General features: G+C 58.0%; 10 protein-coding genes. 4 read left to right on the top strand and 6 right to left on the bottom strand.

All coding sequences use genetic code 11. The features are described 5' to 3' along the window. Positions 1-65: 65 nt before the first annotated feature. The 6 genes from PMYSY11_RS07075 to PMYSY11_RS07050 form a co-directional block, all read right to left on the bottom strand. On the bottom strand, positions 66-2,975 hold the full coding sequence (locus PMYSY11_RS07075; RefSeq protein ID WP_150548714.1) for a multicopper oxidase domain-containing protein: 2,910 nt from the start codon (positions 2,973-2,975) through the stop codon (positions 66-68). Between the two features lie 588 nt (positions 2,976-3,563). Further along, positions 3,564-3,986, bottom strand: coding sequence for a group I truncated hemoglobin (locus PMYSY11_RS07070; protein WP_069901581.1), 423 nt, complete (start codon positions 3,984-3,986; stop codon positions 3,564-3,566). Further along, positions 3,986-4,846 (bottom strand): DUF3034 family protein, encoded by an 861-nt coding sequence (locus tag PMYSY11_RS07065; RefSeq protein ID WP_150548713.1) that lies wholly within the window; start codon positions 4,844-4,846, stop codon positions 3,986-3,988. The genes PMYSY11_RS07070 and PMYSY11_RS07065 overlap by 1 nt, the downstream gene beginning before the upstream one ends. A gap of 3 nt (positions 4,847-4,849) precedes the next feature. Further along, positions 4,850-7,192: a putative bifunctional diguanylate cyclase/phosphodiesterase gene (locus PMYSY11_RS07060; protein WP_150548712.1), complete on the bottom strand. Its 2,343-nt coding sequence runs from the start codon at positions 7,190-7,192 to the stop codon at positions 4,850-4,852. Further along, a complete protein-coding gene (locus tag PMYSY11_RS07055; protein WP_239655545.1) occupies positions 7,179-7,772 on the bottom strand; it encodes a methylamine utilization protein in 594 nt (197 codons plus the stop codon). The genes PMYSY11_RS07060 and PMYSY11_RS07055 overlap by 14 nt, the downstream gene beginning before the upstream one ends. Positions 7,773-8,019: 247 nt before the next feature. Further along, positions 8,020-8,775 carry an AraC family transcriptional regulator gene (locus PMYSY11_RS07050; protein ID WP_069901905.1) on the bottom strand — a complete coding sequence of 252 codons (756 nt, stop codon included), beginning with the start codon at positions 8,773-8,775 and terminating at the stop codon, positions 8,020-8,022. 169 nt (positions 8,776-8,944) lie between these two features. Here PMYSY11_RS07050 and lon point away from each other — a divergent pair, with 169 nt between their 5' ends. The 4 genes from lon to PMYSY11_RS07030 all read left to right on the top strand — a co-directional run bounded on the left by lon (position 8,945) and on the right by PMYSY11_RS07030 (position 13,298). Further along, positions 8,945-11,338, top strand: a complete 2,394-nt coding sequence (gene lon, locus PMYSY11_RS07045) for an endopeptidase La (RefSeq protein ID WP_150548711.1) — start codon at positions 8,945-8,947, stop codon at positions 11,336-11,338. Between the two features lie 137 nt (positions 11,339-11,475). After that, positions 11,476-11,868, top strand: coding sequence for a protease inhibitor I42 family protein (locus PMYSY11_RS07040; protein ID WP_150548710.1), 393 nt, complete (start codon positions 11,476-11,478; stop codon positions 11,866-11,868). Positions 11,869-11,927: 59 nt separating this feature from the next. Then, entirely contained in the window at positions 11,928-12,614 is a 687-nt protein-coding gene (locus PMYSY11_RS07035) for a lysoplasmalogenase (protein WP_150548709.1), read from the top strand. Positions 12,615-12,728: 114 nt separating this feature from the next. Further along, the gene (locus PMYSY11_RS07030) at positions 12,729-13,298 is read left to right on the top strand and encodes a hypothetical protein (protein ID WP_150548708.1); all 570 of its coding nucleotides are present in this window, start codon (positions 12,729-12,731) and stop codon (positions 13,296-13,298) included. The last annotated feature ends 79 nt before the right edge of the window (positions 13,299-13,377 follow it).

Raw genomic sequence — 13,377 nt, 5'->3', positions numbered from 1 at the left:
CTGATCATATCTTTCGGGCTATGAGAGTGAGGGAGCCGCACAGCGGCAGGCTCCCTGCATTGGGTTCAACGGTTTTTACCGCTGCCCTTTCCTCCACCACTGCTGCCTCCTCCACTGGCGCCGCTGCCTCCACTGCCACCCGAGGTACCGCTGCCGCCAGTGTTGGTGACCACAACGCTGAGCGGACCTGTGCCATCTCCGTCGCGGAAAGTCGGCAGCGCCGCAGACGCCACATACTCGACACCATCCCAGGTCGGTAGCGGGGTTGGCATGAGTTGGAACTGCCCCGGATGCTCGATATCCCAGCGCAGCAGCATGGCGTTGTCTTCATGCTGAGTGTTGTGACAGTGCTCCATATAGGTGCCGGCAAACTCGCGGAAGCGTACGGCCACCTCAACGTTATCGAGGCTCTCGTCATCTGAGCCGATGCGATAAACATCCTTGCGCGCCCACTTTTCCCACTCGGGCGGCGCCTTGCCGCCACGACTCAGAATCACCCCTTCCTCGAAATGCACATGCACCGGGTGGCTCCAGCCATTGCCGCCGTTCTGGATTTTCCAGACTTCCAGCGTACCCAGGCCCTGCCACCCAGCATCGGTCGGGCCATTAGCCAGTTGGATCGAGCTGGATATCCTGCGGGGATCCATGTTGTAGCCAAACCCGCCATCCGTCTTCACCGTCCATGGGGCTGAGTCTGTGCCATCCGAACGCCCGAAGATGAACGAGCGGTGACGAGCCTGGCTGAGCGCCAGTTTGTCAGTCGCATTGTCCAGGTGAATAGTCAGCGGGATCATGGTTTTGCCCGCAGCTTTGCCCGGTTTTGCAGGTTCATAGGCCACCGGGTCCATGCTCAGATCCTGACCAGTGTATGGCTGCACGTTAAGCTGCATGAACGCCCCGACAACAGGATCGCCCTTGTCCCATGCCGGGCCTTTGCTGGTTTGCTTGATTACCGGCTTGTAGGTTTCGCTGAGCACATCGGCCAGGGCTATGTCGCCTTTTGGGCCTTTACCTGTGTCGTGCGCCATGACGTTGACGAAGTAAATCTTGTCGCCCGGTTTGATACCGTTCTTGGCAAAGTTGATGATGATGTCGTAGCGCTCGGCAATCCCCTGCATCGGCAGAATCGCGAAGTTGTCCTTGGTGTCACCATCGGCATCAAGATCCAGGGTGCCGTCGAACGGAACGGCGTGCTCCATGATGTTGCCGTCGTTGGCGATCATGTGAAACGGAACCCGTGCGTAGGAAATATTGGAGTTTTTCGGCCCCTGAAACTCCCCGCCCTTACCCTTGATCTCACGTACCACGGCAAATTTGAAGTAGCGAGAAACCGAGCCGTTGAGGATGCGAAAACGATAACTGCGTGCCCGCACATTCATCGTGGGTTTGTACTGCCAGTTGACGAGTATCTGATCTCCCAGAAAACCATCGGTATTGAACGGGTTGAACCACAACTGGCCGTTCTGATCCCAGGCCTTATCGGCGATAAGCAGGTTGACGTCATAGTCGCGATTGCCCCAGGACATGTCTGCACCACTGGGAAAACGCAGGTTAACGCCATCATCGATGGCCTCATTACCCCGATCAATCGCGCTGTAGTAGTTCATCATCGCGGCGTTGCCCTTGTAGACATTCTGCGCGGTGAAATCGAGCATATGATCGTGGAACCAGTGGGTGCTCATGGTTTCGTGCCAGTCGCCACGAATCTTGATCGTGCCGTTGTCACAGGTTTTCAAACCGGGATTGCGATCATTCACCCACAGGGTTTCACCTGGCGAACAGGGAAATGCCGCGCGCGGGTCTTCAGCCGCCGTATTAATGGTGTCGTAGCCGGCCAACTGCATTGGCCAGCGGTAGTCGTAATACTGGCCCGGGAAGAAATACGCATTGGCGTAGCCGTCACTTTCAGCGGGTGTGTGGCCGTTGTGCTCATGCGTACTGATGGTGTGCAAACCGAAACCATGGTTGGCCGCGGGATCAATCGGCAACGCATTGTAATGACGCATAAGCACCGGTTGACCATAACGCACCATGAGCAACTTTGGCGGCATGGTGCCGTCGAAGGTCCAGACCGAATTGTGGTCCTGTATGGGCATGCTCGGGTGGAAGCGTACATCGATGCCTTTAGTGCTGGCTGTCGACGCGTCATGGCCATCGGGATGGTAGTAAAGGCCGCCTGGCCCATACTCGCCATGGCCGTACTCATGGTGTTGCCAACTGTCACGCAAACCAGAGTTGGTTCTTGCCCCGGCCTGCACGGTTTTGTAGGCCACTTGCGGGTAGAACTCATTCCAGCGCTGATGCGACCAGCCTTTGCCGCCAGGCCGTCCCTCAGCAGGTGAATCGACCCGGCGATTGAGAAATGCCTCGATCAAGCTCTGCCACGGATTATGGTCCAGCACATTGGCATACTGGCTGGGGAATGGCGTCAGCCCCGGCTGCTTGAGGAAGGCATCCAGCTCGGCCCCGTCCGGGCCACTGCGTGCCACATTATCAGGGTCCTGCGCAGGCGCTGGCCCGACTTTGGCAAGCGGGAACATCATCGGCGCGGGTGGAGTCGCAGGGTCCAGCTTGACTGGGCCAAATTCCTCGAACATCAACAGTTGCTGGGTGTAGGGCTGCGCGCCGAATAAAGGGCTCGGCAAGCCGTTGGTGGGGTAGTTGAACGAGGTTTGCTGCGCGGGTTGCAGAATATTCTCAACCAACGGCGTCGACTTATCGCCCTTCACCTCGTCAGGCAAGTCAAATGAGCCCTCGTTGGCGTCCGGCATTGTCAGCAGGTCGCTCAGGGCCTGGACCGGATCATCAGCTGGATCGGTATACGCGGATGGATCAGTTACCGGCGGTTGGTCCACATCATCGATGGGGCTTGCGTGCGCACCGGTGATGCCCAATATCAGGCATAGGGCCGAGGCAATTCTGGTCAGTTTGAAGGGCTGCCCGCAGATGGCTTTGTACGGTGTTAGCGTGTTCATTTTGATCACCGTAAACACAATTAATGAAGGGTCTTATCGTGTTATCGGAGTCACCCAGCGGACCGTATAACCTTGATTGCGAGACAGCAAAAACCCATCGAACCCTGGCTACGGTCGAATACATGCGCAAAGAACAGCGCTGGACTGAATCCGTGATTAAGCCGGATCGCTTGAAGTGGGTGGCCCGCAGCAATGCCAGCCGGCGTGAATCGGCTGAAAGAGATGCAGCGTTTGAATATGGGCCAGAACAACTGACTTCTGAGGCACGCTGCAAAGGCGGAACGAGTTGCCGTTTGGGCTCGATGTTGATCGACTCATTCGGTTAGCCCTCAGCTGGTGCTGAATTGAACCCGCAAGCGGGGTTAATCAGTAATCAGCAAGGGCCATGCCAAAATGTTTCAATACATTTCAAGAACAAAGATACTGGCCTCTAGCCATATTTAATGGCACTTCAACGTGTCATTTGCCCTGCCACCGGCTTGCTATTAAGCCTTGCGGGGATACGTCCCCACTATCGGGTGGGGCCATCACCCCGGGACTGGGCGCGCCTATTGACGACCCTGGATGGTCTGAACAGGAAGCCGGGCGTTACTGGTCGATAACTTCGCCGCGCATTGGCGCCAATTGCGCGAGTAAACGGTTCTGGGCTCGCACCGGAACGTCCAGCGTATCCATTGCGTCTTGCAGGTCTTCGACCAGCGCGTTGAAATCACTCGGCGTCAGATTCTGGCCTTTGTGGCTCTCGGCCATGCTGTCCCCGGTGTACTCGCATGGCCCGCCGGCCTCAACACAGAATTGCTCGATGAGCTTTTCGCGCAGGCGTTCGATATCGACGTTTTCAAAGTGCTCAACAATGCGTGAGTCGCGGGCAATATTGAGCAGCATGCCCTCAACGATCCGGGTAATGCCTGGCAATTCACCCAAGTCTCGATAGAGGCTGTCATCCTTGACCGGTGACTGCACGCAACCAGCCAGCAACAACACGGCGACCCAACCGCTTAGACGTCTCATCAAAAACTCCCCTGAACCGACAGGTACACCGCATCCTGATTATCCAGCGTGGCAATCTCGCCCAGTCGCGCATAAGCCAGCACAACGGCCGCATGCTTGCTGGGGAAATAGCCGACGAAGACATCGGCCCAGTCGCTCTCACCGGCAAAACTCAGGTTGTCCGGTTTCTCCCGGTACTCCACGCCTACCGCCCAATGGCGATCCGGCAGCACGGCCACCGAGCCTTCTTTGAGCACCGAGCGACGGTCGCGGCGATCACCGCCAAAGCCGAGAATCCCCAATTCATTGGCCCGGCTGTAGCGCAGGCCACCATTCAGCAGCAGGTTGTAGCCAAATGCGCCACCGAGAATCAGCCGGCTGGCGGTGAGATAACCTTCTACATCTTCATCGCGCTGCGCGCCGATCAGTTGCGGAATCAGAAAATCGCGGTTCTTTTTGTACTGCACACCCAGCGCTACTTGCGGGAGCTGGTCGTAGATCAGGTCCCCGAAGAGACGCACTTTTAGGCCGAAAATATCCTGGCTCAGGCTGTTCTCCGGCAAGTTCAGATCGCGCGCCAAAGTGCCAAGATCAAAGCGCTGGCGGGCGTACGACAACTCCACACGGTTATCAAACGAAGCCGCCACACCGACAGCGTCGAGCCGGTAGTCGGCCGTTTCAACCCGGCTGGCAAATACATCCGCGCCCCACTCGCCGCGCTCACCGTAGCCAGCCAACACTGCCCAAGGCGTAATCCCGCCGCCTGCTGCGCCCTCCAGATTTGTTGCGCCACCCGTTGCGAGTAAACGCCCAGCATCTGCCGTGGCCAATGCCGGCGCCAACGCAATGCAGGCTGCGCCAAGAAACTGCTTAACACCCATGACTCAGAGAACCGTTTCAGCGGATTGAATAGGCGCCTGCTCAAGCCACGCCACGAAGGCCTGCGCGGTCAGGGGCTTGCTGATCAGATACCCCTGAATCACATCGCATCCCCAGCGCTTGAGCAGATTGAAACTACGTTGATGCTCCACCCCTTCGGCCACAACCTTGAGGCCGAGGCTGTGACTCATCTCGATGGTTGAACGGACGATTACAGCATCCTCGCTCATGTCGTTGAGTTCGCGGATAAACGACTGATCGATTTTCAGCTCCTGCACCGGCATACGCTTAAGCTGCGCCAAAGAGGAATAGCCGGTGCCGAAGTCATCCACCGACAGCGATACGCCACAATCGCGCAATCCGTAGAGGACTTGCAGCGCCACCTGTGGATTGAGCATCACCCCGCTTTCGGTGATTTCAAAGGTCAGCTGTGCCGGGTCTAGCGCATGCTGCACCAGCAGGGATTTAATCCGTGCCGGCAGTTGCGGATCGAGCAAATCTTCAGTCGAAATGTTCAAGGACAAATCAACCTTCAGTCCCTGCTGCTGCCATTCGGCCAATTGACGCATCGCCTCGCCGATCACCCAATTGGTGAGCAATTGAATGCTGCCGCTGCGCTCAGCCAGTGGAATAAATTCTCCGGGAGAAACCATGCCGAACTGCGGGTGTTGCCAGCGCAACAGCGCCTCAGCCTGGATGATCGAGCGATTGGCAATGTGGATCTTGGGCTGAAAGTGCAGGCACAACTCGCCCTGTTCGGAGGCGTGGCGCAGGTCGCGAATCAGCTGCATCTGGCGCTGATGCGCGGTATCACGACCGCGCTCATAAACCTGAATCCAGCCGGGCGACTGCCCTGCATCGGTACAGGCAAGACGCGCCCGGCGAATCAGCTCATCGGGCGTGTTGCCATCGCCCGGATAGCTGGCGATGCCGATGCGCAGCGCCAGCGAGACTTCATTACCGCCCAGCACCAGCAGGTTTTTCAGCTGTGGCTGAATACGGTCTGCAAACGCCACCGCACTCTCACTGTTGGCGTTTTCCAGCAACAGCAAAAACTCATCAGCAACAATTCTTGCCAGGCTGTCGCCCGGGCGTAACACCGCGCTCAACCGCTGCCCCAATTGCTGCAAGACTTTATCGGCGTTCGCCGGGCCTTGCGTTTCATTGAGGGTGCGAAACTCGACGATGCTCAGGTACAACAATGACACCGGACGCTCGGCAGTTAGGGCGCTGCCAAGGCGCTCTGCGGCCAGAGTCCGGTTGGGTAAGCCGGTTAAACCATCGTGCAGAGCATTGTGCGCAAGCTGGCGTTCTCGCTCAGCGATGCCGGACTGCATCTGCTGGAACGACTTTGCCAATCGGCCCAGCTCATCGCTGCGCTGCACCTGCAGCGGCACCTGATAATCGCCACGCCCAATGCGCTCGGACACCTCGACCAACTCACGGACCGGCCGCGAGATATTGCGCGCCAACAACAGCGCTCCCACCAGCGAGGCCAGCAAGGCGGCCGAGGCAATCAGCAATATGTGATTATCCAGCGGGACAAACGCCTGCTGAGCATGGCTCAGGGATTTATACAGCAGGGCTTGCACCGCATAGCCGTCACCGCGGGCCAAGACCAACTGCTGGCGGAGAAAATGCTGGCCATCGAGCATGACCCGGTCTTCGCGGCTGGCCGCGCTTGCCAGTGAATCCGCCGGGGAAAAGTCATGCATCGCATCTGGCAAGGTACTCACCCAAATATCCGGCAAGCCGTCCTGACTGCCTATAAGCGACAGATCAAGGTGGGTGAGCGCTTGCAAATCGCGGGTAAAGTTTTCATCGACCCGAAAACCCATCAGCACATTGGCAATCGGCACGGGCGCTTTGACCACTGTCTCGACCAGCAGGTAGATCTGCCCCGCAAGCGGCATCAGATAAGTGCGCAAGGCTTCATGCATCTGCACCGCGCTGTTGGTGCTTAAACGCCGACTCATCGCCTCGTTGAGCTCAGGCTGGGTACTGACCTGAATCGCGCCGTCGAGGTCGAGCAACATCACCACTTCTGCGTGAATGCGTGCACCGTGATTGGCCAAAGCCGAGCGGATGGTGGCAGCGTCTTCACTGGCCACCGCCTGTTTGAAGCCAAAATCGGCGGTGAGCACGTTGACCGCATCACTAAGCTGCTGCTCACGCACCTCAAGTAACTGCTGGAAAACTCGCGAGCCAATTTCCAATTGCTCACTTGCCTGAGCGCGCACGGCCACACCTGTGGCTTTTTGCACGGCCAGATACAACGAGCCAATGACCACCAGCAACAGCAGGACCAATACGCTGGCGATACGCGCCTGAAAACTACTGCGCAGCATTGCGTTTGGCTTTATTGAATGCATCGCCGAAGCTGCTGACGGGCGCTTCAGGAGCAACTGCGGCCGAAGCGGCAACATCAAAGTTAAAGGTTTGGCTAAGCCCCTTCGCCCCCAGCTCTAGCTCGCCTCCCGCCACCGGCAGCATCTTGGCGTTCTGCGGATGCCACAGCGTGGCCTCGTAACGGCCCTCGGGCAGGTTCTCAAGGCTGAGCTTGCCCTGTGCATCACTGACCGCGAACCACGGGTCATCAGTGATGTAGACATAGCCCACCATCCAGTCATGAATGTTGCAGCCCAGCACCACAACGCCTGGCGTATCAAACACCACCGGCTCGCTTGGCGTGCCCTGATAGAGGCGCAACTCAAAGCGCTTGGCCGGCGAGAAACTGTAAACGTGATGGCGGATGTTATCGCTGTTGGGGAACTTGACCGCCTCGCCCGTGCGCACCACCAGCACGTTGGGCATAAACTGCCGGTCGACCTGATCCATGACATCGGTTGAGACCGAGTGCGCAGCACCAGCAGAACCGCGCAGCGTCAGCACCGCATTGGCCAACGGCTTGCCCGCTGCGTCCAGCATTTGCGCCTGCAGGGTTGCCGCGGCCGCAGAGTTAACGCTCAGGCACGCGCAAGCCGCCAGCAATACCGGCAATTTAAAGGCAGATACAACGCAGTGATTAAAAACTCTGAGCAGGTGCAAACCTGTTTTCCCCCAAACAATCCCGGTACTCACCGAAGTTAGTCCCCCGATGAGGGCTGATCTCGTCACCCAAGCAACTGCGTCTGAACAGTGAATATCGACTGGCGGAGGGAAAACTTGAGGGGCGTCAGGCTTCGTCTGTGCGCAGGCGTTTTGGGGTCAGGCCCATGTACCGGCGCATGGCGGTGGTCAGGGCGCTTTGTGATGAGAAGCCGCATTCTTCGGCGATTCGGATCAGCGGCAAGTTGGAACTGCGCAGCAATCGCGCCGCACGATCAAGGCGGTTCTTCAACAGGTACTGATGCGGGCTCATGCCCACAGCGTCCTTGAACTGCACATGGAAGTGACTCGGGCTCAGGCAGGCGACCTGCGCCAGTTCGGCAACGCTGATACGCCGGGCCAGATGGGTACTGATGTAGGCATCGATTTTCTGCATATCCAGCGCCGCATGCACCCGCGTGCGCTGCTCGCCGAACACGCGCAAATGCAGGGCGCGCAGCAACACACCGCCCAATGAACGCGTGAGCATTGGATCACTGCCGTAGCGTTCAAGCTCGGCGCCGGCGTAACTCAAGAGGTTCTGGAAATCGGGGTCGAGCTGCGGATAACGCGGCGCATCGAACAGATGCGTGAGCAGTTGCAGGTCGTTGGCGCTGATTTCCGACTCGTGCAGGTCAACGATCAACATGCGGTTGTCACCCACCCCGGCAAACTGATGATCCGCATCACCGGGCACCAGACAGGCGCGCATGCGGCACACCTCACCGCCACACCCATTAACCTCGAACTCAGCACGCCCAGAGAGCGACAACACCAGTTGATGGTGGTCGTGGGTGTGTTCATGCGCTTGGTTATCGAGGCAGGTAAGACGGGCGTTAAACATGGGCACAAAAAGGTAATAATCTGCAAAAGCGGAGTTTAACCGTTTGCAGGCGCAAACAGCAGTACCTGCGATCAGCAGAGTTGGGTTTGCAGGTGTTATGCCGAGCCCCCGATTGAAAACGGCAAAGTCGTCCCCCATGTTGTTTCTATACAGAAATCACAGGTGCCGCATGAACGATCAACCCGATATCGAAATCGTTGAAGAGCAAGACGCCCAGTCAAGCAACAGCCTGGCCCTGCCGCAGCACCGCTTGCCCGACAAGCTTTATGTCATCCCGATTCATAATCGCCCGCTGTTTCCGGCGCAGGCGCTGCCGATTATCGTCAACAAAGAGCCCTGGGCCGAAACGCTGCAGCGTGTGGGCAATACCGAGCATAAAAGTCTGGCGTTGTTCTTTATCGACAATCCGCCCACCGACGGCAGCCTGCTCGACCCCGATGCCCTGCCCGAGCACGGCACGCTGGTGCGCATTCATCATGTCGCCGAAGAGGCAGACAAGCTGCAATTTGTTGCCCAAGGCGTCACCCGTGTTCGCGTGCGCGGCTGGTTAAGCCGCAAACCGCCGTATCTGGCCGAGGTCGAGTACCCCAAGATCAACCTCGACTCGCGTGACGAGATCAAGGCCTACGGCATGGCGCTGATCAACGCGATCAAGGAACTGCTGCCGCTTAACCCGCTGTACAACGAAGAGTTGAAGAACTACCTCAATCGTTTCAGCCCGAATGATCCGTCGCCGCTGACCGACTTTGCCGCCGCGCTGACCACAGCGCCAGGTGTGGAGTTACAAGGCGTGCTGGATACCGTGCCAATGCTCAAGCGCATGGAAAAGGTGCTGCCGTTGCTGCGCAAAGAGGTTGAAGTAGCGCGGCTGCAGAAAGAAATCTCCGCCGAGGTCAATCGCAAGATCGCCGACCATCAACGCGAGTTCTTCCTCAAGGAGCAGTTGAAGATCATTCAACAGGAACTGGGCCTGAGCAAAGATGACCGCAGCGCCGACATCGAGCAGTTCAATCAACGCCTTGAAGGCAAGACCGTGCCGGACGCGGCGCGCAAACGCATCGATGAAGAACTTGGCAAGCTGGCCATTCTTGAAACGGGCTCACCCGAGTACGCCGTGACCCGCAATTATCTGGACTGGGCAACCGCGCTGCCCTGGGGCATTTACAGCGAAGACCAGCTGGACCTCAATCATGCCCGCCAAGTGCTGGATAACCACCACGCGGGCATGGATGACATTAAATCGCGGATCACCGAGTTCCTCGCTGTCGGCGCGTTCAAGGGCCAGATTGCCGGCTCAATCGTGCTGCTGGTCGGCCCGCCCGGCGTGGGTAAAACCAGTATCGGTAAATCGATTGCCGAGTCGCTTGGCCGGCGGTTTTACCGTTTCAGTGTCGGCGGCATGCGCGATGAAGCCGAGATCAAGGGCCATCGCCGCACCTACATCGGCGCCATGCCGGGTAAATTGGTGCAGGCGCTGAAAGATGTAGAGGTGATGAACCCGGTCATCATGCTCGATGAAATCGACAAGATCGGCGCCAGCCATCAGGGCGATCCGGCCTCGGCGCTGCTCGAAACCCTGGACCCTGAACAGAACGTCGAATTTCTCGACCACTACCTCGACCTGCGCCTCGATTTATCCAAGGTACTGTTCGTGTGCACGGCCAACACCCTCGACTCGATCCCCGGCCCACTGCTGGACCGCATGGAAGTGATTCGCCTGTCCGGCTATATCGCCGAAGAAAAACTGGCGATTGCCAAGCGTCACCTGTGGCCCAAGCAGCTTGAAAAAGCCGGCGTGCCGAAAAATCGCCTGAGCATCACCGACTCGGCCTTGCGCGGCGTCATCGAAGGTTATGCCCGCGAAGCCGGTGTGCGTCAGCTGGAAAAGCAGCTGGGCAAATTGGTGCGCAAGGCAGTGGTGAAACTGCTGGAATCGCCAGACAGTAAAGTGAAAATCGGCAGCAAGGAGCTTGAAGAGGCGCTGGGCAAACCGATGTTCCGTAAGGAGCGGGTGCTTGCCGGCGAAGGCGTCGTGACCGGTCTGGCCTGGACCAGCATGGGCGGCGCGACGTTACCGATTGAAGCCACCCGCATTCACACGCTCAATCGCGGCCTGAAATTGACCGGGCAATTGGGTGAAGTGATGAAGGAGTCGGCCGAAATTGCCTACAGCTACATCAACTCGCACCTCAAGCAATTTGGCGGCAAGTCCGGCTACTTCGATGATGCCTTTGTCCACCTGCATGTGCCTGAGGGCGCGACCCCGAAAGATGGCCCGAGCGCAGGCGTGACCATGGCCACAGCCCTGCTCTCTCTGGCTCGTCAGCAGGCACCGAAAAAAGGCGTGGCCATGACCGGCGAATTAACCCTCACCGGGCAAGTGCTGCCGATTGGTGGTGTGCGCGAAAAAGTCATTGCGGCGCGTCGTCAGAAAATCAGCGAGCTGATCCTTCCGCAAGCCAATCAGGGCGACTATGAAGAGCTGCCCGAATACCTGCGTGAAGGCCTGACCGTGCACTTCGCCACACGCTTCAGTGATGTCGCCAAGGTCATGTTCAAGTAACCACCCGCCGGTTGCTGCAACCGCGACACCGCATGTGCGCGGCTTGCAGCAATCACCGAGATAAATCCACTGAGGGCTTACTTTCAGCCCCAATCACCCGCTATGCTGCTGGCCATTGCCAATTGTCGGAGTTGCCAATGTCCGCGCCAAATCGCCTGTTAATGCCCGTAGTCCTTGCGATGCTCGCAGGGTGTGCAAGCCAGCCGAGCAGTATCAATCTGCAAAAAAGCAGCCAGTGCCCAATCGAGTTGAACAGCAATCAGCAACTCATCCTGACGCTGCCCAGCAACCCAACCACCGGTTTCCGCTGGGTCGTCCAAGATGCTGCGCCAAGCGTACTCAAAAGCCTCGGCCCTGAGGTTTACAGCAACCCGGAAGAAGCCGGTCTGGTCGGCAGCGCCGGTCAATCGACCTGGCGCTTTAGCGTTCTGCAGTCGGGCACAGGCCGTCTGCTGCTCACTTATCAACGTCCGTGGGAAGCCGACGTAGCCCCGGAAAAAACCTTCGACTGCGAAATACAGACTCGCTGATACTGGCCGCGCGCCGCTAATGCGCGCAGCAACGTCTATCGCTCTGCAAGGTGGCTGCCATGCGTTGGTTAGTACTCGGTCTGATTGCCAGTGTTGTGTTCATTGTCGCCCGGGCAACCGGTTCGGCTGAGCTTGCGCTGCTCAGCAAAGGCGTCCCGGTCATTGCCATGCTCTTCTGGCTGGCAAACGCACCGGCGGGCCGTTACCGGCGCTGGATTCGTATTGGCCTGCTGTGTTCGCTCGCGGGCGACGTGCTGCTCGAATGGCCGCACGATCTTTTTGTGTTCGGTCTGGGCGCCTTTCTGCTGGCTCATCTGGCCTATTTGCGCGCCTACCTGACTGACTGCAAACAGCCTGCGTGGCTGGCACTATTACTCGCGTTGGCAGTGGGCGGCTCGATGTTCAGCGTACTGGCGAGTGCAGGGCTGGGGCCGATGCTGATTCCGGTTGCCTGCTACGCAACGGCGATTGGCGCTATGCTCTGGCGCGCACTGGCACGCCTGACAATGCAGCCCAAAAACCGCAACAACGCCCTGCTCGCTGCGGTCGGCGCCTTGTTGTTTGTGTTCTCCGACAGCCTTATCGGCATCAACCGTTTCGTCGCCCCGTTCGACTCCGCCGGTTACTGGATCATTGTCAGCTATTGGCTGGGGCAATGGGCAATCAGTGCGTCTGCACTTCACATCTCTGCGCAGAATCCGCAGCAAACCTGCGCAACTTCGACTATAGAAACTAGGCAGGCCTGAGTCTTTAAACGCCGACCTGTAGAACCTCTGGAAAAATGCCAACTAAAACAACAAAAGGGCAATAGCGCCTGCGCTTGAATTGCCTGCAACCTCATCGACGACGTGTGGTTGATTATGAAAAAACTGCAATTGTTGTTAGCGCTGGTCCTGCTCGGTTTATTCAGTGGCTGCGGCAGCATGCTTCCCAGTGAACGTTCCGAGGCGCGTTCACCATTCACCGATTATCTCGACGCGGAAGCGAGATACAACCAGGCCGTTACCGGCAAGACAACCCGCAGCGAGCTGTTCGCCCTGGGCTTCGATCCGCTGGCGCAAGGTAACGGCAAAATGCTCTCGTTCATCGACATCCGCCAACTCTTTGTGCAGGCCAACATCCCGATTGAGTACCTGCCCGAAGGCCTGGTCGAATGTCTGGAGGCCAAAGACCGCTGCATTGGCTACTCATTCGATTTCACCAAAACTGACTCGGCGCGCGTTGGCAGCTTCTGGGCAGACGTTTTGAACTTCAAGAAAGAACGGGAAATTCAGGGCTGGTCGTTTCGCGCAATCTTTGTGTTGATCGACGACACGCTGGTGCACAAGGTCAGCAATGGCGAGCCGAACATTCGCCGCCTGGAGGTCAAACGCAATCCTCTGGGGCCGCTGCAGGGTGCAGGCGAGTACTTTTCCGACCAGTTGAAGTAGCCATGCGTCGCCTGTACAGACGCGCAAGCGCTGCAAACAGCGGCTTTACGACGCAGTAACACGCGGTGCAGTACTTTTT

The organism is Pseudomonas marincola (assembly GCF_900682675.2).
Classification (GTDB): domain Bacteria; phylum Pseudomonadota; class Gammaproteobacteria; order Pseudomonadales; family Pseudomonadaceae; genus Aquipseudomonas; species Aquipseudomonas marincola.
Note: the sequence above shows the minus strand (reverse complement) of the source record. Positions and strands in the feature narration are given on the sequence as shown.